This is a genomic window from Saccharothrix obliqua (assembly GCF_019375475.1).
In the GTDB taxonomy this organism is placed as follows: domain Bacteria; phylum Actinomycetota; class Actinomycetes; order Mycobacteriales; family Pseudonocardiaceae; genus Actinosynnema; species Actinosynnema obliqua.
The window spans coordinates 103,300-129,486 of sequence record NZ_JAHXGQ010000004.1 but is presented as its reverse complement, the minus strand read 5'-3'; the positions used below and the strand labels follow the sequence as shown (position 1 = coordinate 129,486).

General features: G+C 72.9%; 24 protein-coding genes. 20 read left to right on the top strand and 4 right to left on the bottom strand.

Features of this window, described 5'->3' with window-relative positions:
- The first annotated feature begins 14 nt into the window (after positions 1-14).
- The 18 genes from KZQ38_RS14095 to KZQ38_RS14010 all read left to right on the top strand — a co-directional run bounded on the left by KZQ38_RS14095 (position 15) and on the right by KZQ38_RS14010 (position 18,409).
- Entirely contained in the window at positions 15-1,463 is a 1,449-nt protein-coding gene (locus KZQ38_RS14095; protein ID WP_219442101.1) for an FAD-dependent monooxygenase, read from the top strand.
- Positions 1,464-1,478: 15 nt separating this feature from the next.
- Positions 1,479-1,805, top strand: coding sequence for a TcmI family type II polyketide cyclase (locus tag KZQ38_RS14090; RefSeq protein ID WP_219442099.1), 327 nt, complete (start codon positions 1,479-1,481; stop codon positions 1,803-1,805).
- Positions 1,802-3,070, top strand: coding sequence for a beta-ketoacyl-[acyl-carrier-protein] synthase family protein (locus KZQ38_RS14085; protein WP_219442097.1), 1,269 nt, complete (start codon positions 1,802-1,804; stop codon positions 3,068-3,070). Before KZQ38_RS14090 ends, KZQ38_RS14085 begins: the two co-directional genes overlap by 4 nt.
- Complete coding sequence (locus KZQ38_RS14080) at positions 3,067-4,278, top strand: ketosynthase chain-length factor (protein ID WP_219442096.1); 1,212 nt, start codon at positions 3,067-3,069, stop codon at positions 4,276-4,278. Before KZQ38_RS14085 ends, KZQ38_RS14080 begins: the two co-directional genes overlap by 4 nt.
- A gap of 21 nt (positions 4,279-4,299) precedes the next feature.
- Complete coding sequence (locus KZQ38_RS14075; RefSeq protein ID WP_219442094.1) at positions 4,300-4,569, top strand: acyl carrier protein; 270 nt, start codon at positions 4,300-4,302, stop codon at positions 4,567-4,569.
- A gap of 19 nt (positions 4,570-4,588) precedes the next feature.
- Complete coding sequence (fabG, locus tag KZQ38_RS14070; protein ID WP_219442091.1) at positions 4,589-5,371, top strand: 3-oxoacyl-ACP reductase FabG; 783 nt, start codon at positions 4,589-4,591, stop codon at positions 5,369-5,371.
- Positions 5,372-5,399: 28 nt separating this feature from the next.
- Positions 5,400-6,347: an aromatase/cyclase gene (locus KZQ38_RS14065; protein WP_219442089.1), complete on the top strand. Its 948-nt coding sequence runs from the start codon at positions 5,400-5,402 to the stop codon at positions 6,345-6,347.
- A 4-nt stretch (positions 6,348-6,351) separates the two neighbouring features.
- Positions 6,352-8,268 carry an SDR family oxidoreductase gene (locus KZQ38_RS37080; RefSeq protein ID WP_308258396.1) on the top strand — a complete coding sequence of 639 codons (1,917 nt, stop codon included), beginning with the start codon at positions 6,352-6,354 and terminating at the stop codon, positions 8,266-8,268.
- Positions 8,269-8,293: 25 nt separating this feature from the next.
- Positions 8,294-9,865, top strand: a complete 1,572-nt coding sequence (locus KZQ38_RS14055; RefSeq protein ID WP_219442087.1) for an acyl-CoA carboxylase subunit beta — start codon at positions 8,294-8,296, stop codon at positions 9,863-9,865.
- Entirely contained in the window at positions 9,862-10,158 is a 297-nt protein-coding gene (locus KZQ38_RS37075; RefSeq protein ID WP_219442085.1) for an acyl-CoA carboxylase subunit epsilon, read from the top strand. Before KZQ38_RS14055 ends, KZQ38_RS37075 begins: the two co-directional genes overlap by 4 nt.
- 12 nt (positions 10,159-10,170) lie before the next feature.
- A complete protein-coding gene (locus tag KZQ38_RS14045; protein WP_219442083.1) occupies positions 10,171-11,154 on the top strand; it encodes an LLM class flavin-dependent oxidoreductase in 984 nt (327 codons plus the stop codon).
- Positions 11,147-12,325: an MFS transporter gene (locus KZQ38_RS14040; RefSeq protein WP_219442081.1), complete on the top strand. Its 1,179-nt coding sequence runs from the start codon at positions 11,147-11,149 to the stop codon at positions 12,323-12,325. The genes KZQ38_RS14045 and KZQ38_RS14040 overlap by 8 nt, the downstream gene beginning before the upstream one ends.
- Positions 12,322-12,909 (top strand): NADPH-dependent FMN reductase, encoded by a 588-nt coding sequence (locus KZQ38_RS14035; RefSeq protein WP_219442080.1) that lies wholly within the window; start codon positions 12,322-12,324, stop codon positions 12,907-12,909. The genes KZQ38_RS14040 and KZQ38_RS14035 overlap by 4 nt, the downstream gene beginning before the upstream one ends.
- Before the next feature lie 17 nt (positions 12,910-12,926).
- On the top strand, positions 12,927-13,778 hold the full coding sequence (locus tag KZQ38_RS14030) for a TIGR03621 family F420-dependent LLM class oxidoreductase (protein ID WP_219442078.1): 852 nt from the start codon (positions 12,927-12,929) through the stop codon (positions 13,776-13,778).
- A gap of 68 nt (positions 13,779-13,846) precedes the next feature.
- Positions 13,847-14,674: an SDR family NAD(P)-dependent oxidoreductase gene (locus tag KZQ38_RS14025; protein WP_219442076.1), complete on the top strand. Its 828-nt coding sequence runs from the start codon at positions 13,847-13,849 to the stop codon at positions 14,672-14,674.
- 91 nt (positions 14,675-14,765) lie between these two features.
- Complete coding sequence (locus KZQ38_RS14020; protein WP_219442074.1) at positions 14,766-15,563, top strand: SDR family NAD(P)-dependent oxidoreductase; 798 nt, start codon at positions 14,766-14,768, stop codon at positions 15,561-15,563.
- A 32-nt stretch (positions 15,564-15,595) separates the two neighbouring features.
- The gene (locus KZQ38_RS14015; RefSeq protein ID WP_219442072.1) at positions 15,596-16,663 is read left to right on the top strand and encodes a methyltransferase; all 1,068 of its coding nucleotides are present in this window, start codon (positions 15,596-15,598) and stop codon (positions 16,661-16,663) included.
- Positions 16,664-17,017: 354 nt separating this feature from the next.
- Positions 17,018-18,409, top strand: coding sequence for a helix-turn-helix domain-containing protein (locus KZQ38_RS14010; RefSeq protein ID WP_219442070.1), 1,392 nt, complete (start codon positions 17,018-17,020; stop codon positions 18,407-18,409).
- A 47-nt stretch (positions 18,410-18,456) separates the two neighbouring features.
- On the opposite strand, the gene KZQ38_RS14005 is transcribed toward KZQ38_RS14010, so the two are convergent.
- Genes KZQ38_RS14005 through KZQ38_RS13995 form a run of 3 tightly spaced genes read right to left on the bottom strand, consistent with a single transcriptional unit; the run spans position 18,457 to position 22,060 of the window.
- Complete coding sequence (locus tag KZQ38_RS14005) at positions 18,457-20,625, bottom strand: hypothetical protein (protein ID WP_219442068.1); 2,169 nt, start codon at positions 20,623-20,625, stop codon at positions 18,457-18,459.
- Positions 20,622-21,038: a GtrA family protein gene (locus tag KZQ38_RS14000; protein WP_219442066.1), complete on the bottom strand. Its 417-nt coding sequence runs from the start codon at positions 21,036-21,038 to the stop codon at positions 20,622-20,624. The genes KZQ38_RS14005 and KZQ38_RS14000 overlap by 4 nt, the downstream gene beginning before the upstream one ends.
- The gene (locus tag KZQ38_RS13995; protein WP_219442064.1) at positions 21,035-22,060 is read right to left on the bottom strand and encodes a glycosyltransferase family 2 protein; all 1,026 of its coding nucleotides are present in this window, start codon (positions 22,058-22,060) and stop codon (positions 21,035-21,037) included. The genes KZQ38_RS14000 and KZQ38_RS13995 overlap by 4 nt, the downstream gene beginning before the upstream one ends.
- A gap of 197 nt (positions 22,061-22,257) precedes the next feature.
- On the opposite strand from KZQ38_RS13995, the gene KZQ38_RS13990 reads away from it, so the two are divergent.
- Together KZQ38_RS13990 and KZQ38_RS13985 are read left to right on the top strand one after the other, a co-directional pair.
- Positions 22,258-24,087, top strand: coding sequence for a PIG-L family deacetylase (locus KZQ38_RS13990; RefSeq protein WP_219442063.1), 1,830 nt, complete (start codon positions 22,258-22,260; stop codon positions 24,085-24,087).
- Between the two features lie 45 nt (positions 24,088-24,132).
- Positions 24,133-25,110, top strand: a complete 978-nt coding sequence (locus KZQ38_RS13985; RefSeq protein ID WP_219442061.1) for a pirin family protein — start codon at positions 24,133-24,135, stop codon at positions 25,108-25,110.
- Positions 25,111-25,223: 113 nt separating this feature from the next.
- Here the strand turns inward: KZQ38_RS13985 and KZQ38_RS13980 are convergent, their stop codons facing one another.
- The gene (locus tag KZQ38_RS13980; RefSeq protein ID WP_219442059.1) at positions 25,224-26,087 is read right to left on the bottom strand and encodes an LLM class F420-dependent oxidoreductase; all 864 of its coding nucleotides are present in this window, start codon (positions 26,085-26,087) and stop codon (positions 25,224-25,226) included.
- Positions 26,088-26,187: the final 100 nt, after the last annotated feature.

The window sequence follows — 26,187 nt, the reverse complement described above, 5'->3', positions numbered from 1 at the left end:
CTGGGGAGAGACGAATGGACGCTTCGGTAGTCGTCGTCGGCGCCGGCCCGGCCGGTCTCATGCTGGCCGGGGAACTGCGCCTGGCGGGCGTCGACGTGATCGTGCTGGACAAGCTGCCCGCCCGCACCGGCGAGTCGCGCGGCATCGGCTTCACCATCCGCACCGCGGAGGTCTTCGACCAGCGGGGCCTGCTGCCCCGGTTCGGCGAGCTGAGCACCGGGACGTTCGGGCACTTCGGCGGCATCCCGCTGAACCTGGGCGTGCTGGGCGCGGCCCGCGAGTCGGCCAAGACCGTGCCCCAGTCCGCCACCGAGGAGGTGCTGGAGAGCTGGGCGCGCGGCCTCGGCGCGGACATCCGGCGCGGTGTCGAGTTCATCGGGTTCACCGAGGACGCGGACGGCGTGGACGTGACCGTGCGCGGCACCAACCGGACGCTGCGCACCCGCTACCTGGTCGGCTGCGACGGCGGGCGCAGCGCGGTGCGCAAGCTCGCGGGCTTCGACTTCCCCGGCACGGAGGCCACCACGGAGCTGTTCCTGGCCGACGTGCGGGGCGTCGACATCGAACCCCGGATGATCGGCCAGCAGGTGCCCGGCGGCATGGTGATGGCCGCCCGGCTGCCCGACGGCACGCACCGGGTCATCGTCGGCGAACGGGGCGCCCCGCCCCGCCGCCGGTCGGGGCCGCCCGAGTTCGCGGAGGTCGCGGACATCTGGAAGCGGCTCACCGACACCGACATCTCACACGCCGAACCGGTGTGGGTGAGCGCGTTCGGCGACGCCGCCCGCCAGGTCACCGAGTACCGGCGCGGTCGGGTGCTGCTCGCGGGCGACGCGGCCCACGTGCACCTCCCGGCGGGCGGCCAGGGCATGAACACCGGCATCCAGGACTCGGTGAACCTGGGCTGGAAGCTCGCCGCCGTGCTGCGCGGCACCGCACCGCTCTCCCTCCTGGACACCTACCACGAGGAGCGGCACGCGGTCGGCCGCGCGCTGCTGGCCAACACGAAGGCGCAGAGCCTGTTCATCCTCGGCGGCCCGGAGGTCACGCCGCTGCGGGACGTGCTGGGCGAGCTGCTGCGCTACCCGGAGGTGGAACGCCACCTCGCGGCCCGCGTGAGCGGGCTGGACATCCGCTACGACGTCGGCGGCGGGTCGAACCCGCTGCTCGGCCTGCGGGTGCCGCACCTGGAACTGGACCGCGGCGGCCGGCGCACCAGCACCACCGAGCTGCTGCGCTCCGGCCGCGGCGTCCTGCTCGACCTGGGGGACAACGAGGTCCTGCGCCGCCGGGCGGAGCCCTGGGTGGACCGGATCGACATCGTCACCGCCACCGCGCGCGACACGCCCGCGGGCGTCACCGCGGTGCTGGTCCGGCCCGACGGCCACGTGGCCTGGGCCGCGCCCGGAAGCCACCACGACCTGCCGATGGCCCTGAACCGCTGGTTCGGGCCGGTCGGCTGACCTGACGGAGAGAAGATGCACAGCACCCTGATCGTGGCTCGGATGCAGCCGGAGTCGGCAGGCGACGTCGCCGCCCTCTTCCGCGAGTTCGACCAGACCGAGATGCCCCACCGCATGGGCACCCGCCGCCGGCAGCTCTTCCAGTACCGCGGCCTGTACTTCCACCTCCAGGACTTCGACGGCGAGAACGGCGGCGAGCTGATCGAGGAGGCCAAGACCGATCCGCGGTTCGTGCAGATCAGCGCCGACCTCAAGCCGTTCATCGAGGCCTACGACCCCAAGACGTGGCGCTCGCCCGCCGACGCGATGGCGAGCCGCTTCTACCACTGGAGCACAACGTGACCCGCCGTGTGGTGATCACCGGGGTGGGCGTGACCGCGCCCGGCAGCCCCGGCGTCAAGAACTTCTGGGACCTGCTGACCGCCGGGCGCACCGCGACCCGTCGGATCTCGTTCTTCGACCCGTCGCCGTTCCGCTCCCAGGTGGCGGCGGAGGTGGACTTCGACGCGGAGCTGCACGGCCTGAGCCCGCAGGAGATCCGCCGGATGGACCGCGCCGCCCAGTTCGCGGTGGTCACCGCGCGGGAGGCGATCGCGGACAGCGGCCTGGAGTTCGAAGCGCTCGACCCGAGCCGCATCGGCGTGACGATCGGCAGCGCGGTCGGCGCGACGATGGGCCTGGACCAGGAGTACCGGACGGTCAGCGACGGCGGCCGGCTGGAGCTGGTCGACCACAACTACGCCGTGCCGCACCTCTACAACTACATGGTGCCCAGCTCCTTCGCGACGGAGGTCGCGTGGGCGTCGGGCGCGGAGGGCCCGAGCACGGTGGTCTCCACCGGCTGCACCTCCGGCCTGGACGCGATCGGCTACGCGGCCGACGTGATCCGGGAGGGTTCCGCGGACGTGATGGTCGCGGGCGCCACCGACGCGCCGATCTCGCCGATCACCGTGGCCTGCTTCGACGCGATCAAGGCGACCACGCCGCGCAACGACGACCCGGAGCACGCCTCCCGCCCGTTCGACGCGTCCCGCAACGGGTTCGTGATGGGCGAGGGCGCGGCGGTGTTCGTGCTGGAGGAGCTGGAGAGCGCCCGGCAGCGCGGCGCGAAGGTCTACGCCGAGGTCGCGGGTTACGCGACGCGCTCCAACGCGTTCCACATGACGGGGCTGCGGCCGGACGGCAAGGAGATGGCCGAGGCGATCCGGGTGGCGCTGGCCGAGGCCCGGCTCAACCCCGAGGACATCGACTACATCAACGCGCACGGCTCGGGCACCAAGCAGAACGACCGGCACGAGACGGCCGCGTTCAAGCGCAGCCTGGGCGAGCACGCCTACCGGACGCCGGTCAGCTCCATCAAGTCCATGGTCGGCCACTCGCTGGGCGCGATCGGCTCCATCGAGGTCGCCGCGTCCGTGCTGGCGATGCAGCACGACGTGGTGCCGCCGACGGCGAACCTGCACAACCCGGACCCCGAGTGCGACCTGGACTACGTGCCCCTGGTGGCGCGGGACTGGAAGACCGACGCGGTGCTGTCCGTGGGCAGCGGGTTCGGCGGTTTCCAGAGCGCGGTCGTGCTGGCGAACCCCGATCGGAGCGCGCGATGACCGAGGTCGTCGTCACCGGGCTCGGCATCGCCGCGCCGACCGGGCTGGGCCTGGACGCCTACTGGGCCAACACGCTGGCGGGCGTGAGCGGGCTGGGCCGGGTCACCCGGTTCGACCCGTCGAACTACCCGGCGCGGCTGGCGGGCGAGATCCGCGACTTCGCCGCGGAGGAGGTGCTGCCGAGCAGGCTGCTGCCGCAGACCGACCGGATGACGCGGATCGCGCTGGTGGCCGCCGACTGGGCGTTCGCCGACGCGGGCGTGGTGCCCGCCGACCTGCCGGAGTACGACGTCGGCGTCATCACGGCCAGCCACTCGGGCGGTTTCGAGTTCGGCCAGAACGAGCTGCGCGCGTTGTGGAGCAAGGGCGGGCAGTACGTCAGCGCCTACCAGTCGTTCGCCTGGTTCTACGCGGTCAACAGCGGCCAGATCTCCATCCGCAACGGGCTGCGCGGCCCGAGCAGCGTGGTGGTGACCGACCAGGCCGGCGGCCTGGACGCGTTGGCCCAGGCACGCCGCCAGATCCGCAAGGGCACCTCGATGGTGCTGGCGGGCGCGGTGGACGCGTCGATCTGCCCGTGGGGCTGGGTGGCGCAGCTGACCAGCGGCCGGTTGAGCGAGCGGGACGACCCGGCACGCGCCTACCTGCCGTTCGACGACCGCGCCGCCGGGCACGTCCCGGGCGAGGGCGGCGCGCTGCTGGTGCTGGAGAACGCCGAGCACGCCCGTGCGCGTGGCGCCAGGGTCTACGGCGTGGTCGCGGGCCACGCGTCCACGGTGGACCCCGCGCCGGGCCGGGACCGCGCGCCCACGTTGCAGAAGGCGATCGACCACGCGCTGGCCGACGCGGGCGCGGTGCCCGACGAGATCGACGTGGTGTTCGCCGACGCGGCGGCCGTGCCCGAGCTGGACCGCGCCGAGGCGGAGGCGATCACCAAGGTGTTCGGCCCGCGCGGCGTGCCGGTGACCGCGCCCAAGACCGGCACCGGCCGGCTGTACTCGGGCGCGGCGCCCCTGGACCTGGCGGCGGCGCTGCTCGCGATCCGCGACGGCGTGCTGCCGCCGACGGTCCACACCACCCTGTCCGAACGCTACGAGCTGGACCTGGTGACCGGCGCGCCGCGCCGCGCGGACGTGCGGTCCGCGCTGGTGGTGGCGCGCGGCCAGGGCGGCTTCAACTCGGCGATGGTCGTGCGCGCGCCGCGCTGACCCACACGAAAGGACCTGGCCATGGCGGTCGACAAGTTCACCATCGAGGACCTCACGCGCATCCTGCGCGAGGCCGCGGGCGCCGACGAGGGCGTCGACCTGGACGGCGACATCGCCGAGACCGATTTCGAGGAACTGGGCTACGAGTCGCTGGCGCTGCTGGAGACCGGTGGCCGGATCGAGCGCGAGTACGGCATCAGCCTGGACGAGGACGCGCTCGCCGCCGCCCGCACCCCCACCGCGCTGGTGGACCTGGTCAACGCACACCTCGCCGCCGCGCAGGCGGTCTGAGCCGACGAGGGGATTAGACATGACCGACGAGGGCAGGGTTGCGCTGGTCACCGGCGCGACCAGTGGTATCGGCCTGGCTTCGGCCCGGCAGCTCGCCCGCCAGGGGCACCGCGTCTTCCTGTGCGCCCGGGGGGAGGAAGCGCTGGTGCGGACCGTCAAGGACCTCCAGGACGAGGGCCTGGACGTGGACGGCACCACGGGTGACGTGCGGGAGAAGGCGGACATCGCCAACGTCGTCCAGGCCGCGGTGGACCGGTTCGGCACGATCGACGTGCTGGTGAACAACGCCGGGCGCAGCGGCGGCGGCGTGACCGCCGACATCGAGGACGACCTGTGGCTGGACGTCATCGCCACCAACCTCACGAGCGTCTTCCTGGTCACCCGCGAGGTGCTGAACACCGGTGGGATGCGCAAGAAGGACCGCGGCCGGATCATCAACATCGCGTCCACCGCGGGCAAGCAGGGCGTGGTGCTGGGCGCGCCGTACTCGGCGTCCAAGCACGGCGTCGTGGGCTTCACCAAGGCGCTGGGCAACGAACTCGCGCCGACCGGCATCACCGTGAACGCGGTGTGCCCCGGCTACGTCGAGACCCCGATGGCGCAGCGGGTCCGGCAGGGCTACGCGGCGGCCTACAACACCTCCGAGGACGCGATCCTGGAGAAGTTCAACGCCAAGATCCCGCTCGGCCGGTACTCCACGCCGGAGGAGGTGGCGGGCCTGGTCGGCTACCTGGCCTCGGACGTCGCCGCCTCGATCACCTCGCAGGCGCTCAACGTCTGCGGCGGCCTGGGCAACTTCTGATCCCACCGACCCCCCGAAGGAGCCCCGCATGACCGGGAACCCCGTCCGCGAGGTCGAGCACTCGATCACCGTGCACGCCGCGCCGCAGGACGTCTACCGGCTGCTCGCCGAGGTGGAGAACTGGCCCCGCCTGTTCCCGCCCTCGGTGTACGTCGACTACCTGGAGCGCGACGGCAACAGCGAGCGCATCCGCATCTGGGCCACCGCGAACGGCGAGCCGAAGAACTGGGCGTCGCGCCGCGAGCTGGACCCGGAGAACCTGCGCATCACGTTCGCGCAGGAGGTGTCCGCCCCGCCGGTGGCCCAGATGAGCGGCACGTGGGTCATCGAACCGCTCGACGACGACAAGACCCACCTCCGGCTGCTGCACACCTACCGCGCGATCGACGACGACCCCGAGGGTCTGAAGTGGATCGACGAGGCGGTGGACCGCAACAGCAAGGCGGAGCTGCCGTCGCTGAAGGCGAACGTGGAGCTGGCCACGCAGACCGCCGAGCTGACGTTGTCCTTCGAGGACAGCGTGCAGGTCAACGGTTCGGCGAAGGACGTGTACGACTTCATCAACGAGGCCGGCCGGTGGAAGGAGCGCCTGCCGCACGTCGCGTCGGTGACGCTCACCGAGGACACGCCCGGCCTCCAGGTGCTGCGGATGGAGACGCTCACCAAGGACGGCTCGTCGCACACCACCGAGTCCGTCCGGGTCTGCTTCCCGCACCACAAGATCGCCTACAAGCAGACCACGCTGCCCGCGTTGATGGACCTGCACACGGGCTACTGGACGTTCGAGGAGGACGAGAAGGGCGTCACCACGGCCACCTCGCAGCACACCGTGATCCTCAACGCCGACAACATCGCGAAGGTGCTCGGCCCGGACGCGGGCGTGGCGGAGGCCCGGCAGTTCATCCGGGACGCGCTGGGCAACAACAGCCGCGCCACCCTCGGCCACGCCAAGAACTACGCGGAAGCGCGGCGTTAAGGCGATGGACACCGACGTCGTGGTGGTGGGCGCGGGCCCGGTGGGGCTGCTGCTCGCGGGCGACCTGTGCGCCGGCGGCGCGCGGGTCACCGTGGTGGAGCGGCTCACCACGCCCACCACGGAGTCCCGCGCCTCCACGCTGCACGCCCGCACCATGGACGTCCTGGCCGAGCGGGACGTCCTGGGCAGGCTCGGCAAGCTCCCGTCGGGTGGCCCCGGCCACTTCGGCGGGCTGCCGCTGGACCTGACCCTCGCCGACCCGGAGCACCGGTTCGCCGGGCAGTGGAAGTGCCCGCAGACCCTCCTGGAGCGCGTGCTCCAGGAGCGGGCGGTGGAACTCGGGGCACGGGTGCGGCGCGGCGTCGAGCTGGTGGCGTTGACCGAGCAGGCCGACCACGTGGTGGCGGAGACCGCGTCCGAGCGCGGTCGGGAGCGGATTACCGCCGCCTACCTGGTCGGCTGCGACGGCGAGGACAGCTCGGTGCGCGTCCTCGCCGGCTTCGACTTCCCCGGCGAGGACGCCACGCTGGAGATGCTGCGTGCCGACGTGGTGGGGCTGGACATCCCGAACCGGCGGTTCGAGCGGCACCCGAAGGGGCTGGCCACCGCGTTCCGCTGGCCGGACGGCAGCACGCGGGTGATGGTGCACGTCTTCGGCGCCACGCCCAGGCCGCGCACCCCGGACTACCCGGAGATCGTCGCGGCGTGGGCCGAGGTGACCGGCGAGGACATCTCCGGCGGCACCCCGACGTGGCTGAACGCGTTCGGCAACACCCGGCGGCAGGCCGCGTCCTACCGGCGGGGTCGGGTGCTGCTCGCGGGCGACGCGGCGCACCGGCAGATGCCGGTCGGCGGGCAGGCCCTCAACCTCGGCCTCCAGGACGCCGCCGCCCTCGGCGGCGAACTGCTCGCCGCGCTCGGCGGCCACGACCGGTTGGCGCGTTACGACACCACGCGGCACGCGGTCGGCGCGCGCACCCTCACCAACATCCAGGCACAGGCGTTGCTGCTGCTCGGCGGGCCGGAGGTGGAGCCGTTGCGCGACACCTTCGCCGAGCTGATGCGGTACGACGCCGTCCGCGGGCACCTGGCCCGCATGATCAGCGGCCTCGACGGGCCGCCCGCCACCGCAGAGGATCAGGGGACCACACGCATGGGCAAGCTCGACGGCAAGACCGCGCTGGTCACCGGCTCCAGCCGGGGCATCGGCCGCGCCACGGCGCAGCGGCTCGCGGAGGAGGGCGCGCTGGTCGCCGTCCACTACGCCGCCAACGAGGAGGCCGCGAACGAGACCGTGGCGCTGATCGAGAAGGACGGCGGCCGGGCGTTCGCGGTGCGTGCCGAACTCGGCGTGCCGGGCGACGTGCACGAGCTGTTCCTCGGGCTGGAGCAGGGCCTCAAGGAGCGCACCGGCGACACCACGCTGGACATCGTGGTGAACAACGCGGGTGAGCAGACCGCGGCGGGCCTCGCGCCCGAGGACGTGACGCCGGAGCAGCTCGACCGGCTGTTCGCGGTCAACGCCAAGGCCCCGTTCTTCATCGTGCAGCGGGCGTTGTCGCTGCTGCCCGACGGCGGCCGGATCATCAACATCTCCTCCGGGCTGACCAAGTTCGCCAACCCCGAGCAGGTGGCGTACTCGATGACCAAGGGCGCGGTCGAGCAGATCACGCTGCACTTCGCCCGCCACCTCGCGCCGCGCGGTATCACCGTGAACACGGTCGCGCCGGGCATCACCGACAACGGCAGCCCGGTGTTCGACATCCCGGAGGCGGTCGAGGCGATGTCGCAGCTCTCCGCGTTCAAGCGGGTCGGCAAGGCCCGCGACGTGGCCGACGTGGTGGCGTTCCTGGCTTCCGACGACGCCCGCTGGGTGACCGGCTCGTTCGTCGACGCCAGCGGGGGCACGCTGCTCGGCTGACCGCTTTCGATTGGGGGACAAGGCCATGACGACCGTCCGGGAACCGGCTGGGTTCGTCGAACAGATCGAGGCGCTGACCGCGCTGAAGGAGACGAGCCGGTCGGGCGCCGACCCGCGCGCCACCGAGCGGCAGCACGCCAAGGGCAAGCTCACCGCGTACGAGCGCATCGAGCTGCTGCTGGACAAGGGCAGCTTCACCGAGATCGAGCCGTTGCGCAGGCACCGCGCCACCGGGTTCGGGCTGGAGGCCAAGCGACCGCACAGCGACGGCGTGGTCACCGGCTGGGGCACCGTCGAGGGCCGGCGGGTGTTCGTGTACGCGCACGACTTCCGCGTTTTCGGCGGCGCGCTGGGCGAGGCGCACGCGCAGAAGATCCACAAGGTGATGGACCTGGCCATCGCGGCGGGCGCGCCGCTGGTGTCGCTCAACGACGGCGCGGGCGCCCGCATCCAGGAGGGCGTGTCGGCGCTGGCCGGGTACGGCGGCATCTTCCAGCGCAACGTGCGCGCGTCCGGTGTCATCCCGCAGATCAGCGTGATGCTCGGCCCGTGCGCGGGTGGCGCGGCGTACTCGCCCGCGTTGACCGACTTCGTGTTCGCGGTGCGCGAGGTGTCGCAGATGTTCATCACCGGGCCGGACGTGGTGCGCACGGTGACCGGCGAAGAGGTCTCGATGGAGGGCCTCGGCGGCGCGGACGTGCACGGCGCGACCTCCGGTGTGGCGCACTTCGTCTACAACGACGAGGAGTCGTGCCTGGCGGACGTCCGGCTGCTGCTGTCGATGCTGCCGCCGAACAACCGCGAGCTGCCGCCCGTGGTGCGTGGCGACGACCCGGTGGACCGGCGTGGCGAGCGCCTGCTGGACCTGGTGCCGACCGACGCGACCCGCGCCTACGACGTGCGCGACGTGATCGAGGAGATCGTCGACGACGGCGACCACCTGGAGGTGCACGCGTTGTGGGCGCCGAACCTGGTGTGCTCGTTCGCCCGGCTGGACGGCCAGCTCGTCGGGATCGTGGCCAGCCAGCCGTCCGCGCTGGCGGGCGTGCTGGACATCAAGGCCAGCGAGAAGGGCGCGCGGTTCGTCCAGTTCTGCGACTCGTTCAACATCCCGCTGCTCACGCTGGTCGACGTGCCGGGCTTCCTGCCCGGCGTGGACCAGGAGCACGACGGGATCATCCGCCGCGGCGCGAAGCTGCTGTACGCGTACTGCAACGCCACCGTGCCCCGGGTGTCGGTGGTGCTGCGCAAGGCGTACGGCGGCGCGTACATCGTGATGGACTCCCGGTCGATCGGCGCGGACATCGCGCTGGCCTGGCCCACCAACGAGATCGCCGTGATGGGCGCGGAAGCGGCGGCGGACGTCGTGTTCCGGCGGGAGATCGCCGCGGCCGACGACCCGGCGGCCACGCGCCGGGAGAAGATCGACCAGTACCGGCGGGAGCTGGTGCACCCGCTGTACGCCGCGGAACGCGGCCTGGTGGACGACGTGATCGACCCGCGCGAGACGCGCTCGGTGTTGATCCGCACGTTCGCGATGCTGGAGACCAAGGACGCCGACCTGCCGCGCCGCAAGCACGGCAACCCGCCGCAGTGACCGCGCCGGAGAAGACGCGGCCCGAGGTGGTCGTGCCGTCGCCCCGGCCCGCGCCGGCCACGCGGGCCGGGGACGTCGAGGTCGCCGGCGCACCGGCGGACGCGGAACCCGCCCTGCTGGTGCGGGTGGTCAAGGGCGAACCCGACCTGGTGGAGCTGGCCGCGCTCGCCGCCGTCCTGCGCAGGCACGTGGCGGAGGAGCCGCCGCCCGCCGGGCCGGGCCGCCGGTCGGCGCGGTGGCGGCGACCGGAACGGGCAGGCGGGTTCGCGGGAGCCCGGAGCTGGCGCGACTGATTGGAGCACACGATGGACGTCGGTTTTCTCTTCGACCTGCGCAACCCCGCCCGGTGGGAGCGGCCCTGGGCCGACCACTACGCGCGCAGCCTGGAGCTGTGCGAGGAGGCCGACGCGCGTGGCGCGGACGGGGTGTGGTTCACCGAGCACCACCTGTTCGAGGACGGGTACCTGCCGCAGCCGCTGACGTTCGCCGCCGCCGCCGCCGCGCGGACCAGGCGGGTGCGGATCGGCACGGCCGTGCTGCTGCCCGCGCTGCGCAAGCCCGCCCAGCTCGCCGAGGAGGCGGCGGTGGTGGACCTGATCAGCGGCGGGCGGCTCGAACTCGGCATCGGGGCGGGCTACCGGGTGCCCGAGTACGAGTTGTTCGGCGCGAACCCCAACCGCAAGTTCGCCGAGACCGAGCGGGTGGTCCGCGAGGTGCGGCGGCTGTGGGCGGAGGGCGGCATCACGCCGCTGCCGCTCCAGGACCCGGTGCCGCTGTGGGGTGGTTTCTACGGCCCGCGCGGCGCGCGCCTGGCCGGTCGGCTGGGCATCGGGCTGCTGCACATCTCCGCGGAGATGTTCGTGCACTACCGCGAGGGCCTGGTGGAAGGCGGCCACGACCCGGCCACGGCCAGGGTGTCCGACCTGCTGCCGGTGCTGCTCGCCGACGACCCGGACGAGGCGTGGGCGCGGGTCGCGCCGCACCTCGCGCACCAGCAGAACACCTACCGGCTCGGCTCGGTGGAGGGCACCGACCACCCGGCGCCGCCGCTGCTGGAGCCGGGACCCACCCGCGACCGCCGCACCGAGGGCCCGTGGGCGCCGCTGGAGGTCATGACGCCGGAGGAGGCCGTGGACCGCATCCGCGAGCGGACCCGCGGCCTGCCCGTGCGGCACCTGGTGTTCTGGGCGAGCGTGGCCGGGATGCCGGACGACCTGGTGACCCGGCACGTCGAGCTGGTGTCCCAGCGGCTCGCGCCGGAGCTGAAGCGGGAACCCGCCCGTGCCTGACGGTGCGCGGTGGGACCGCCGGGCCTGGGCGCTGCTGTTCGTGCTGTCCGGGAACATGCTGCTGGACGCGGTCGAGGTGGCCGTGGTGCTGCCCGCGCTGGTGCCGATCGGCGCGGAGTTCGGCGTGCCGCCGCTGGGCGCGCAGTGGGTGATGAGCGGTTTCGCCCTGGGTTTCGCGTTGCTGCTGGTGCCCGGCCCGCGGCTGGCCGCCCGGTTCGGCCGCAAGGAGGTCTACCTGGCGGCGATGCTGGTGTTCGCGGCGGTGTCGGTGGTCGGCGGGCTGGCCACCTCGCCGGAGCTGCTGGTCGCGAGCCGCGTCGTCAAGGGTTTCTGCGCCGCGCTCACCGCGCCCGCCGGCCTCGCGATCATCGTGTCGGTGTTCGAGGGACCGGCGCAGCGGCGGGCGGTCTCGGTGTACTCGCTGTTCGGCGCGGCCGGGTTCACCGTCGGCCTGCTGCTGTCCGGCGTCCTGTCCGGGGTGAGCTGGCACTGGACGTTCCTGTTCCCCGCGCCGGTCGCCCTGGTGCTGTTCGCGGCCGGCCTGCGGGTCGTCCCGCGTGCGGCGGTCGCCACGCCGCCCCGGCTCACCGCCGCCCTGCTGCGGGATTCCGCGCTGCTGCGCGCCGGGCTCGGCGCGTTCGTGCTCAACGGCACCTACATCGGGCTGCTGCTGCTGGTCACCGTGCAGCTGCGGGACCTCGCGCCGTGGCAGCTCGCGCTCGCGCTGCTGCCGGCGAGCCTGCCGCTGGTGTTCGCCGCGCCGTACGGCGCACGCCTCGTGCAGCGGTTCGGCACCGCGCGGCTGATCGCGGCCGGCGCGGTGTGCTCGCTCGCGGGCGACGCCCTGTACCTGGCGCGGCCGGACCCCGAGCCGTACGCGACCGGCCTGCTGCCCGTCCTCCTGCTGGTGGAGGCGGGTTTCGTGTTGTCGTTCGTCGCGCTCAACGTGCAGGCGACGGCGACCGTGCCGCCCGCCCAGCGCGCGGTCGCGGTGCCGGTCTACCAGGCGTTCGTGCAGTTCGGCTCGGTCGCCTCGCTGCCGCTGGTCGCGTTCCTGCTGGCGCGGTCGCCGCGGGCCGCGATGGTGCTGGTCACCGCCGCGGCGGTGGTCGGCGCGGCGGTCGCGCTGGCGGGTCTGCGCACGTCCACCCCACGAAAGGTCCCGTCATGACGTCACCGCTCAACCTCCTGGTGATCGTCGGGAGCGTCCGCGACACGCGGTTCGCGCCGACCGCCGCCGCCTGGTTCGCCGAGCAGGCGCGCCACCACCCGGACTTCGCCGTGGAGGTGCTCGACCTGCTTGACTACCCGCTGCCCCTGGTGCTGCCCGCGCCCGGCCAGGACCCGGACCCGGGCACCACGCGCGTCCGGGACGCCCTGGGCGCGCGGCTGGCCGCCGCCGACGCGTTCGTGGTCGTGACGCCCGAGTACAACCACGCGCCGCCCGCGGTGCTGAAGAACGCCATCGACTGGTTCAACACCGAGTGGAACGCCAAGCCGGTCGGGTTCGTGTCCTACGGCGGTGCGGGCGCGGGGCTGCGTGCCGTCGAGCACCTGCGGCACGTGTTCGCCGAGCTGCACGCCATGACCGTGCGCGAATCGCTGAGCTTCACCAACGTGTGGAACGTCTTCCAGGACGGCGCACCACGCGACGGCGAGGACAGCGCGCTCGCCGCGAAGGTCATGCTCGACCGCCTGTCCTGGTGGGGGGAGACCCTGCGCTCCGCCCGCGCCGAACGCCCGTACCAGCGCTGATTCGAGAGGTGTAACCCGTGTCCGATGTGCCCGAGCGGCCGTTCCGGTTCGGCATCTGCCTGTTCACGCCCGTCGAGCGGGACGACTGGGTGAAGAAGGTCAAGCTGGCCGAGGAACTCGGCTTCGACGTGGTGTCCGTGTCCGACCACCTCGGTATGCCCGCGCCGCTGCCGACCCTGGTGCTCGCCGCCGAGGCGACCGAGCGGATCCGGATCGGGACCCTCGTGCTGAACACGACGTTCTACCAGCCGACCGTGCTGGCGCGGGACATCGCGACCATCGACCGGTACGCGGGCGGCCGGGTCGAGGTCGGGTTGGGCGCGGGCTACGACCGCAGCCAGTTCGACGCCGCGGGCCTGCCGTGGACCAGCGCGGCCGAGCGGGTCGCGCACCTGGAGCGGACGGTCGACCGGCTCAAGGCCGAGCCCGGACCGCCGGTGATGATCGCCGGGCGCGGCGACCGCGTGCTGCGGCTGGCCGCGGAGAAGGCGGACGTCATCGCGTTCACCGGCACGACCAGGGTGCGCCGCGACGGCGACGGCCTGCGGCTCGGCGGCCTGGCCGAGATCAGCGACCGGGTCGAATTCGTCCGGGGGCTGCTCGGACCCCGGGCCGGGCAGGTCGAGCTGAACATTCCCATCCACCGGGTATTGCCGCCGGGTGGCGGCCACGGGGTGACCGATGTGTGGCAGAATGATCTCGACCTCACCACCGATCAGTTGGTCGAGTTGCCGTCCGTGCTGGTCGGAACGCCCGAAGAATGCGCGGAGCAGTTGTACGCGGCGCGGCAGCGTTTCGGTATCAGCTACTTCAGCGTCCTGGAACCCGAGATGAGCGCGTTCGCGCGCGTCATCGAGGTGCTGCGTTGAGCGTGGGCGGGCCGTGGTCGCCGAATTCGCCCGATTCATAACCGAAATTCATAACCAGGGAGCATGGTTTGACGAGGACATACGTGATCACGGGTGCCAGCGACGGCATCGGTGCGGCCGTGGCGCGCGAGCTGTTCTCCAGGGGAGACCACGTGGTGGCCCTCGGCACCAACCCCGAGAAGGGCGCGGCGCTGGTCCGCGCCGCCGAGCGCGCCCCGGGCAGCGTGGAGTACATCCAGGCCGACCTCAGCCTGGTGGCCAACAACCGCCGGGTCGTGGACTCCATCCTGAACGACCACCCGGCGATCGACGGCCTGGTGCTGTGCGCCCGCTTCTTCCGCACCTACCGCCGGGTCACGGCGGACGGCTTCGAGGACAACTTCGCGCTGTTCTACCTGAGCAGGCTGCTGTTCAGCTACGGGTTGCGGCCCGCGCTGGAGAAGACGGACAAGCCGGTGATCGTCAACGTCGCGGGCCCCGGCCACGACACGCCGGTCGCCTGGAACGACCTCCAGAGCGAGCGCGGTTACGACGGCGTGCACGCGATGTTCATGACCGGGCGGCTGGACGACCTGCTCGGCGTGACCTTCGCCGAGCGGTACGGCGACGGCCCGGTGCGGTACGTGCTGTTCCACCCGGGCACCACGTCCACCGGTTTCGTCGGCGAGTTCGACCCGCCGACCGCGGCGTACATCGAGCAGCAGAAGGCGTTGGCGAAACCGGCCACCGCGGTGGTGCCGCCGATCGTCCGGTTGCTGGACAACCCGCCCAAGCAGCCGTTGACCGCCTTCAACATGTACAGCGAACTCAGCACCCGCAGCTCGCTGTTCTCGGCGAAGGACGCCGAGCGGTTGACGAAAATCACCGATGAACTGCTGGAGCGGGTGGACGGCTAGCGCGTAACGCGGCCCCCGGATGTCACGCGCCGTGATTTCACGGTGCGTCCATTCGGGGGCCGTGCCACGACCGAGGTGACCGGGGGTATTCATGGATTTGCGGTTGACCGGCCGGCGGGCGCTGGTCACGGGATCGAGTTCGGGTATCGGCGCGGCGATCGCGGAAATCCTCGCGGCCGAGGGCGCGGACGTCGTCGTGCACGGCCGCGACCGCGCGCGGACCGAGGCGCTGGCCGACAAGCTGCGGGGACACGGCAGGCGGGTGGACGTCGCGCTCGGCGACCTGGCCACCGACGAGGGCGCGGAAGGTGTCGTGCGGGCGACCGCCGAGGGTGGCCCCGTGGACATCCTGGTGAACAACGCGGGTGCGACGGACCTGGTGCCGTGGGCCGCCGCGACGCCCGACCTGTGGGCCAAGTCCTACCAGGTGAACGTGGTGTCCGCGGTGCGGATGATCCACGCCTTCGTGCCCGGTATGCGGGAACGGGGCTGGGGCCGGGTCGTGCAGATCGGCGGCGGGCTCGCCGTGCAACCGATGCCGATGCAACCCCAATATTCCGCCGCGCTGGCCGCGCGGCACAACCTCGCGGTTTCCCTCGCGCGTGACCTGAAAGGCACCGGGGTCACTTCCAACGTGGTCGCGCCCGGTCCGATCATGGTGGAGTACATGCGGGACTGGCTGACCGGTGTGGCGGCCGAGCGCGGATGGGGCAGCGATTTCTCGGAAATCGAGCGCAAGGCCGCCGAGGAATGGGTGCCGAACGACCTCGGTCGGTACGGGACGCCGGACGAGGTGGCCGGTGCGGTGGCTTATCTGGTGGGGCCTCTGGCCGATTTCGTGAACGGTGCGGTGATCCGCGTCGACGGTGGTCACGTCAAATCCTACTGAGCAGTGCCGACAACCAGGGAGTGGAAACGCAAATGGGTGCCGAGCAGCAGTCGGAAAATCCCGGGTTCGAGCCGGTGCTGCCGCCGGGGGCGCGGTCCGACCCGCGTGGCCTGATCTTCCACCTGGCGGCTGCCAAGTGGTCCATCGGCACGATCCGCGCCCTCGTCCAACTGGGCGTGCCCGACCTGCTGGCGGACGGACCCGCGACGGCGGGCGAACTGGCCGCGGCGGCCGGTGTCGACCCGTCCCGCCTGGGCCGCTTGCTCGCCGCGGGCGCGACCACGGGGCTCCTGGACGAGGTCGAGACGGACCGCTACGCGTTGTCGCCGGCCGGCGAGGGGCTGCGGACCGGTGGTGAAGGGCGTTTCCGGGACGTGCTGCTGCTCCTCACCGATCCCATGATGTGGCGACCCCACGAGAACGTCGCGCACACCATCCGCACGGGCGAGTCGGCGTTCGAGCACATCTTCGGCCGGCACTTCTACGAGCACCTGCGGGACGACCCGGAGGCGTCCGCCGTGTTCGACCGCGCGATGTCCCAGAACGACGGGCCGGACACCTACGAGCTGTTCGAGGGGCTCGATTTCGCCCGGTACCGGCGGATCGCCGACGTCGGTGGCGGGCGCGGCAGTTTCCTGGCGGAACTGCTGCGGCGGCACCCCGACCTCGAAGGCGCGGTGTGCGATCACCCGGTGGCGGTGGCCGGCGCGGCCGAGGAATTCCGCCGCCGCGGTGTCGAGGACCGGGCGAGCGCGATTGAGACGGATTTCTTCGAAAAGGTGCCGGGAGGATTCGACGCGTACCTCGTCAAGCGCTCCCTGCAGAATTGGGACGACTCGGCCGCGGTACGTGCCCTCACCCGCGTCCGCGAGGCCATCGGCGACGATCGGGACGCGCGGCTGTTGATCGTCAACCACGTTCTCACCCGATCAGGCGTACCCGATCTCGGTAAGCTGTCCGATATCGAGATGATGGTCGTTCTCGGCGGTCGGGAAAGGGGGTGGGCGGACTGGACCCGCGTGGCCGCTGAGGCGGGCTTCGCACCGGAAGGCGAGCCCGCTGCCGGACGGGTGGTGCTGTTGACGTTCCGTCCGGTCTGATCGACCACCTCCGGCCCGCAGTGCCGCGGGCCGCGATCACCCACCGACGACCCGGCCGCGGGCCGGGTTTCGCCGTGAGCCCCCGCACCAGCCCGGCTTCCGCCGCCGGTCCCGGGGCCGCGGCCGGGTGGTCGCGCCGCGTGGAGCGCCCCACCGCACCGGACCCGTGCGCCCGGCCCCGAGCGGGGCCGGCGCGCGCCCCGGTGAACCGTGCGCCGACCGGGAGGCTCGATCAGGGAAGACCGTCGAGTCACTACACGGAAACCCCGTGGTCGGCCGCACGCGACTGCGGGGAGTTGGGGGTTCGTGGTGCAACAAGACGTGGAACCGGCAGGTGGCGGGACGGATCGGGGTTTGCCCGCCGCGTGGGGCGGGCTCTCGCTGGAGGAGGCGCGCCGGGCGCGGGCCGACCTGGTGGAGCGCGGTCGGTGGGGCGAGGCCGACGAGATGGTGCGCGACGCGATCGAGGCCATCCTGGCCACGCCGTCCGGCGCGCGGGGACCGCAGCTCGCCGGACTGGTGTACGTGCCCGGCAGTCCCGCGCCGGACGCGGACGAGTGCGACCGGCCGGACCCGGGTTCGCTGCCGGAGGAGCAGCGGCTCGCGATCCGGGCGATGCAGCTCGCCAACCGGGGCACCGACCGGGAGGAGACGATCGCCACCGCCCGGCGGCTGCTCGCCCTGCCCGGCGGGCGTGGCGCGGGCGCGTTCTGGTGCGCGATCGTCGCACTGGCCATCTGCGACGAACTCGACCTGGCGATGGAGCACTGCGTCCGCGCGGTGCGCGACCCGGACGTGATGAGCGACGGCGACGCGCGGGGCGTGGTCGCGCTGCTGATGGCACGCCTGATGTGGCTGGGCGGCGACCCGGCGGGTTCGGCGAAGGTGCTCGCGGGTTCGTTGCGGCGCAACGTCTGCGAGCAGGTCCGCGGCCTCGCGGTCGCGTGGCTGGTGGCCGCGCTGGTCGACCTGGGCGAGTCGGACCGCGCGCACGACCTGTTGCTGGAGCACGACTTCGGGGGTCCGCTGACCGGCGTGCAGGACCGCGCCGCGTTGTTCCTGGCGCGGGGTTCGCTGCACTTCGCGCTCAGCCAGTTCGACCGGGCACTGGAGGACTTCCTCGACTGCGGTCGGGAGCTGTCCGCGTGGGGCGTGACGAACCCGGCGGTCGCGCCCTGGCGGTCACGGGCGGCGGTGTGCGCGAACGCGCTGGGCCGCACCGACCTGGCCCGCGCCCTGGTGTCCAAGGAGCTGGCGGCGGCCCGCCGGTGGGGCAACCCGCGGCTGATCGGCATGGCGTCGCACGCGGCGGCCGTGGTGGCGGGTGCGGACCCGGAGGCGTTGCGCGACGCGGCGTCCGCCCTGGACGGCAACCTGGCGCTGGGCGAGTCGCTGTACGCCCAGTACGACCTGGCGCTGGCGCTGGGCACGCGGGAGCGTTACGGCGAGGCGCGCAAGACCCTGGAGGCGGTGCGCGACACCGCTCGCCAGGCGGGTTACGCGGTGTGGGTGGAGCGCGCGGAGGCGGCGTTGACCAGGATGACGACGCTGGACGGCGCGGGCGGCCTGACCCGCCAGGAGCGCAAGATCGGGGAACTGGCCCGCACCGGCCGCAGCAACCGGCAGATCGCCGAGGAGCAGTACCTGACCGTGCGCACGGTGGAGTTCCACCTGTCGCGGGTGTACCGCAAGCTCGGCATCGCCGGCCGCCGCGACCTCAAGGCGATCCTCACCCCGCTGTCCTGACAGGACCCTCCCCGGCCGGCTGTCCCGATCAGCCGGCCGGGGAGGTCTCAGGCGTTGAGCGCGGACAGCTCGCGCGGCGCCTCGACGGGCACGGCCGCCGGTCGGCGGCGCGACCGCCACCGGGTCAGGCCGGCGAGCGCCACCGCGCCCAGCAGGCCGAGCACCGCCAGCACGGCGCCCAGCGGCAGGCCCGGCGGTGTCCAGCGGATCGAGAGCCGGCCACCCGTGACGTCCGCGGGCAGGTCCACCGCGAGCAACCCCGCCGGGCCCTGGCGCGCGGGCAGCGGTCGGCCGTCGAGTTCCACCGCGTAGCCGGGCCACGCGAGCCGCGCGAACACCAGCGTCCCCGCGGTGCCGGCCGGCTTGGTGAAGCGCACCGCCTCGTCCCGGTCGTCCGGCGCCACGTCCTCGGTGACCTCGACGCCCGCGGTCGCGTGCGACAGGCGGCCCTTCGGCCACGGCAGCGGCTGCTCGCGGGTCAGCACGGTCTCCGTCGCGGACCGGAACGTCACCGCCCACCCCGGCGGCGGCTGGACGTCCGGGCGCAGCTCGTTCTCCACCACGACGCTGCCTACGCGGATCAGGTCGACCAGCGGGCGGCCGTCGACCGCGGTCGGTGCGAAGATCCGCTCGAAGCTGCCCGCGCACGTGCCGCCGTGGTAGACCATGCACGTCGCGGCGGCGAAGTCGCGGAACTGGAGGCCGGTGTACGAGCCGACCGACGTCAGGCCCGCGACGAGGCCGACGTTGCCGGGCAGCACCGTGCCCACCGGGAACGTCGCGCCCCGGTGCGGCGGCGTCCGCTCCCGCAGCTCGGTGATCGACCTCGAATACTTGTGCACGGCGACGTCGCCGTTGAACGGGAACCACACGGTCTGCACGGCCAGCGCCACCGCCACGCCGAGCACCAGCACGCCGTAACCCGCCACCGCGCGCCACCGGGCCAGCGCCACCGCGAGCGCCACGCCCACCACGCCCAGCGCCACCGCGACCAGGTGGTTGCGCCACAGCCACGGCCCGGCCGCGAACGCCAGGTAGGCGGGCAGCGCCAGCGCGCCCGCCGTCCACAGCACCCGCCGCCGCACGTGGTCCCGCCGCGGCCCGCCGGTCAGCAGCACCGCGAACACGACGCCGAACGCCAGGAACACGACCTCCAGGTGCCGCAACGGGAAGCGGAACATCCACAGGTTCGACGGGCCCACGGCCAGCAGCAGGTACACCGCCGCGACCGCGAACACGCCGACCAGCGGGCGCCACCCGGTGCGGAGCCTGCCCCAGTGCAGCCACGGCAGCAGCGGCACCACGAACCACGCGAAGTACGCGCTGGGCGTGAGCATCCGGACGCTCTGCCCGAATCCGCGGATCATCGGCTGGTGGCTGATCATGCTCATCAGCGGCAGCTCGGACAGGCGCGGCATCAGCACGCCGTCGCTCGCGAAACCCTGGCCCGCGCGCACGGTCACCGACGAACTGCCCAGCAGCGGCAGGTACACCAGCGGCACCAGCAGGGCCACCAGCCCGCCCACCACGACCAGCCGCACCACTGCCGCCCGGTCCCGCCGCAGCCACGTCTCCACCAGCAGCGCGGCCATCACCACGCACACGCCGAGCAGCCCGTACGGGTTGCCGGTGGTGACCGCGAGCGCGCCGAACAGGAACGGCCACAGCGGGCTGCCCGCGCTACGCGCCATCCGCCGCGCCGACCACCAGGTGAACGGCAGCCACGTGAAGGCCATCAGCCCGGCCGCCCACGTCGCCGCGTCGTAGTAGAGGGTGAACCCGCTGAACGGCAGCGCCACCGCGACGACCGCCGCCGCGCCGCGCCCCGCGCCGTACTCCCGGCACAGCAGGTACACGCCCAGCGCGAGGAGCGCCAGGAACTCGGTCTTCACCACCACGGCGGCGACGGCCAGGTCCTCGAACCGCGACACCAGCACGTAGTTGGCGAGGTTCACCGGGTTCCAGATGCCGAACAACGCCTCGGCGGCGATGTTGCCGCCCATCCAGCTGTCCAGGTCCAGCAGCGGCGGCCAGTCGCCCGCCAGCAGCCGGTCGCCCAGGTGGTGCCAGGTGGGCAGGAACTGCACCGCGCTGTCGTCCCACACGTAGAACAGGCGGTTGCGCAGGAACGGGATCTGGGCGATCAGCACGACCGCCGCGCAAACACCGAGCGCCACCAGGGGGTTGCGCGCCGGTCGGTGGACGAGCGCCGTCACGACGTGCGTTCCTCTTCCCTGATCGGTGCCGCGGCCGGCTTCTGGCGGCCCAGCAGGACCAGCTGCGCGACGATGAACGTGAACGGGATCGCGACCACCGCCGCGAGCAGCGGCGCGATCCGCTGGTTGACGTCGAACCACGTCACCAGGGCGTACAGGCCGGCCGTGGTGACCACGAAGTTGGTCACGTTGGACAGCGGGAACAGCAGGAAGGTCCGCAGCGACGGCCTGGTCCGGAACGTGAAGAAGCAGTTCAGGAAGTACGAGCCGACCATGGCCACCACGAACGCGACGACGTGTGCCGCCAGGTAGGGGAGCAGCAGGCGCAGCACCAGGTAGAGGCCGTAGTAGACGCCGGTGTTGACGACGCCGACGAGTCCGAACCGGACGATGCGACCGAGCTTGGCGGTCACCGCGGCGTCCGCTCGGTGAACGGCCCGGCCACCATCTGGTTGACGGCCTCCGCGGCGTGCTCGGGCATGGCCGGGCCCAGCGGCAGCGTCACCGGCGTGGGCCCGGTGCCCGCCGACTCCTTCACCAGGAAGTGCGGCCGGCGCTTGGCCTCGAAGTAGATGCGGCCGACGTACTCGCCGATGACGCCGAGGAACAGCAGTTGCAGCCCGCCCAGCACGAGCACGCCGCACATCAGGGTGACGTAGCCGGGCACGTCCACCCCGTGCCGCACGGCGTTCACCAGCACCCAGATCGCGTAGCCGAACGCCACCGCGGTGACCAGCGCACCCAGGTAGATCGCGACGCGCAGGGGCTTGGAGTTGAACGACACCACGCCGTCGATGCCGTAGTTGAGCAGCTTCCGGAACGACCAGCTGCTGCGCCCGTTCTGGCGGACCACGTTCTCGTAGTCGATGACCGCGGTGTCGAAACCGATCCAGGAGAACAGGCCCTTGGAGAACCGGTTGTACTCGCCCAGCGACAGCAGCGCCTGCACGGCGCGGCGGCTGAGCACCCGGAAATCACCGACGCCGTTCTGGAGTTCGACGTCGATCACCCGGTTGATCAACCGGTAGTACAACGCGGAGACCAGCTTGCGCACCGGTGCCTCGCCGCGGCGGGTTCGCCGGGCGATCACCTGGTCGTAACCCGTGCGCACCAGGTCGACCATCCGCGCCAGCAGCTCCGGCGGGTGCTGGAGGTCGGCGTCCATGATGGCCACGAAATCGCCGGTGGCGTGGCCGAGGCCCGCCAGCATCGCGGCTTCCTTGCCGAAGTTGCGGCTCAGCGCCAGGTACTTGAACCTGTGGTCGCGCTCGGCGAGCTGCCGCAACAGCGGCAGCGTGCCGTCGGTGCTGCCGTCGTCGACGAGCAGGACCTCGAAGTCCTCGCCCATCGCGGGCAGCGTTCGCGTCAACTCCGCGTAGAGATCGTCGAGCCCGGCTTCCTCGTTGAAGCACGGGACCACCACCGAGATCCGCACAAGTCCCCTCGAAACCCCTCGCGGCACATGCGTGCCGAATACTCTCCGCCTACTTGGAATACCACTGACGAGTGACGCGCGGCGGCTCTGCGGAGTTGCCTGACGTCACCTTGATCACCGTTTTCGCGCTGTCGCCTTCCGGTCGGTAGCCTGTCCGCCGCAGCAGGGGAGTAAATGCGACTTGGGGGCATCGGTTCATGGCGGTTGCACGGCCGTTGGCACTGCTCGTGGGACTGGCGCTCGCGGTGCTGGTGGCCTGCGGGGACCCTACCGCACCGCCTTCGGCCGCCGACGAGGTCGCATACCTTCAGGTGGTCGCCCACCACGACGACGACCTCTTGTTCATGAATCCCGACGTGCGCGACGCGGTCCGTTCCGGAAACCGCCTCATGACCCTGTTCCTCACCGCGGGCGAGGCGGAGGAAGCCGACGCGAACGGCTACTCGGCGGCCCGCCAGGCGGGGGCGCGGGCGGCCTACGCGCGAATGGCGGGCGTGCCGGACGAGTGGGACGGCGCGGTGCTGCCGCTGGCGGGCGGGCGGACCGGTGAGCGGTACTCGCTCAAGGCCCGGCCGCAGGTGTCGCTGGCGTTCCTGAACCTGCCGGAGGACGCCGACGCCCGCGCGGACGGCGGCCGGGGCGCGTTGCGCAGGCTGTGGCGCGACCGGGGCGGCTCCTTCTCGGTGGACACGCTGCTGCCCACCGGCGGCCGGGTGACCGAGTCGTCCCGGTACACCGGCAACGACCTGATCAAGGTGCTGGCCGAGCTGATGTCGGACTTCCGCCCGACCGTGCTGCGCACCCAGGACGCCGACCCGGACCCGTGGGGGTACGAGTTCTGGCTGCCGTGGCACGACCACCCCGACCACGTGATGGGCGCGCGGTTCGCCGCCGCGGCGGCGGAGGTCTACCGCCGCACGTCGGGCCACCCCGTGCTGACCGAGGTCTCGTACCGGGACTACAACACCGAGTCGGCCCCGGTGAACCTGAGCCCGGCGCAGCAGGAGGACAAGCTCGCCGACTTCGGCGCGTACCAGAAGCACGACCTGCTCGCCCGCGGCGCGCCCTACGACCGGTGGGCGCGCCGCCTGTACTACCGGTGGGACCGCGGCACGTCGTGGGTGGGTCGCGCGGACGACGGGACGCTGCGCGCGTTCGCCGCGCGTGGCAGGCAGCTGGTCGGCTGGCGGCAGTCCGGTGACCGCTGGGAGGCGCTGGAACCCGACCACGCGGACGGGCCGCTCGCGCCGGGGCTCGCGGTCGGTCGTGGCGTCGGCGGCCTCACCGTGTGCGGGCGGCGGCTGGACCGCGACGAGATCACCTGCCGCGACGACCGGGGGTGGGCGGCGCTCGGGACACCGGGCCCGCCGGGTGCGACGCGGCTGGGGACACCGGCCGTGGCCGCGCACCGCGACGGTCGGCTGGTGGTGTTCGTCCGCGACGCGAGCGGCGGGGTGAGCCGGGTCGAGCAGGACGGCGAGGGCCGCTGGGGTGACTGGCGCGGCCTGGGCGGCTCGGACGTGCAGGACGGGTTGAGCGCCGTGCCGGGGCCGGACGGCGTGCCGGAGGTGTACGCGAGCACCCGGCGGGCCGTGGTGCGCTGGAGCGGCGGGTGGGACGCGGGGTTCCCGGGGATCGGCCCGGCCGGCCCGCCGGTCGCGGTCGTCGACGGCGACCGGACGACGGTCGTGGTGCGGGTGGCCGACACCGGGGAGGTGGCGCGCACCACGCGGTCCGGCGGCACGTGGTCGCCGCCGGAGCGGGCGCCCGGACCCGGTGGCCCGGGTGGGCCGGCGGCGGTGGTCGCGCACGGGGGCGTCGTGCTCGTCGGCCGGGCGGCCGACGGTGGCGTGGCGACGGACGTGGGTGGTTCGTGGCAGGGCATCGGCGGCGCGCCGCTGGACCACCCGGCGGCGGCGGTGGACGGCTCCGGCCGGCTGGTGGTGCTGGCGATCGGCGCGGACGGCGACCTGCACACCACCACCCGGCCGAACCGCGACGACCCGTTCCCGCCCTGGCGGTCCTGAGCGTGGAACTACCATGGCCGTCGTGACGAGCCCCGGACGTGCGCGATGAGCAACACCGAGACCAGTCCCGCCGAGGTGGTGTGCGCCGCGCGGGCGGCTGCCGCGCGGGTCGAGGTGCTGACGCCGAGGGACGTGCCGCTGGGCGGTCCGCGGGCGATGACCGTCCGCCGCACCCTGCCGCAGCGGGACCGGTCCATGATCGGCGCGTGGTGCTTCGCCGACCACTACGGCCCGGACGACGTGTCCGCGACCGGCGGCATGGACGTGGCACCGCACCCGCACACCGGCCTCCAGACCGCGAGCTGGCTGTTCAGCGGTGAGATCGAGCACCGCGACAGCCTCGGCGTGCACGCCCTGGTGCGGCCCGGCGAGTTGAACCTGATGACCGGCGGGCACGGCATCTGCCACTCCGAGGTGTCCACGCCGGGCACCACCGTGCTGCACGGCGTGCAGCTGTGGATCGCCCTCCCGGACGCGCACCGGGACGCGCCGCGCGACTTCCGCCACCACGTGCCCGAGCCGGTGGCGTTGCCCGGCGCGGTGGTCCGGGTGTTCCTGGGCGAGCTGGCGGGCACGACGTCGCCGGTGCCCGCCTTCACGCCGCTGCTGGGCGCGGAGGTCGTGCTGGAGCCCGGTGCCGACCTCGTGCTGGACGTCGACCCGGGGTTCGAGCACGGCGTCCTCGTCGACCGGGGTGCGGTGGAGCTGGCCGGCGCCCGGGTCGACCACGCCGAGCTGGGCTACCTCGCGCCCGGGCACGACGCGCTGCGCCTGGCGAACCCCGGCGGGGGCCCGGCCCGCGTGATGCTCCTCGGCGGCCGGCCGTTCGGCGAGGAGATCGTGATGTGGTGGAACTTCGTCGGCCGCGACCACGACGAGATCGCCCGCTTCCGCGCCGAGTGGCAGGCCGAGTCCGACCGCTTCGGCCGCGTGGCCGGGTACCCGGGCGACCGCCTGCCCGCCCCGGCCCTGCCCAACGGCAGGCTCCGCCCGCGCGGCAACCCGCCGCTACCACCCCGCTAGCCGAGCCGCCGCCCTGCCGCGGGATCGGCGGGCGCGCCGGACCGACTGCGCCGCCCGGCTGCTTCGGTGGGCTGCCGCCGTATCGGCGGCGGCGATCGGCGGGCGCGATCGGCTCAGAGCGCGGCGACCCGGTCGCCCACCACGTCCGCGATGCGGCGCACCCAGTCGCCGGGCTCGGCGGTGCGGGCGGTCAGCCACACCTGGCCGATGCCCAGTTCGGCGTACCGCCCCATGGTGGACAGGAAACCGGACACGTCGTCCAACGGGTCGGGGTAGAAGTTGAGGGTCTTCTCGATGGTCGCCGGGTCGCGGCCGATGTCCGCGCAGTGCCGCGCGAGCACCCCGACCTTCCGCTCCACGTCGGCGACCTCGCTCTCGAACAGGTTGCACGCGTCGGCGTACCGGGCGACCAACCGCAGCGTCTTCCGCTCACCGCTGCCGCCGATCAGCACCGGCGGCCTGCGGAGGGGCCGCGGCACGCAGACCGTCTCCGCCAGGTGGTAGTGCTTGCCCTCGAACGGGCCGTCGTCGTCGCTCCACATCTGCTCGCAGACGCGCAGCGCCTCCTCCAACCGCTCGAACCGCTCGGCCACCGGCGGGTACGGGACGCCGAGGCCGATGTGCTCCCGCTCGTACCAGGCTGCGCCGAGGCCGAGCAGCGCGCGCCCGCCGGACAGCACGTCGAGCGTCGCCACGATCTTCGCCAGCAGCCCGGGGTGCCGGTAGGTGACACCGCTGACGAGCGTCCCCAGCGTGATCCGCTCGGTCACGGCGGCCACGTACCCGAGGGTCGTGTAGCCCTCCAGCACGGGTTCCGGCGGTCCGCCCAGCACCTCCATCTGGAAGTAGTGGTCCATCACGGTGAACGTCGCGAAGCCCGTCTCGTCGGCGGCGCGTGCCGTGTCGGCGATCGCGCCCGCGAGGGCGCCCGGCTCGTCGACCAGGCTGAAGTTCGGGAAGTGGACGGACAGTTTCACGGATTCCCTCCCTGGGATCGGCGTCCTCCACTATCGCGGACGGCCGCCCGCGAGGCCGATCACCCGTTCGTCGGTGATCGCGCCGTCCCTCCACATCGGA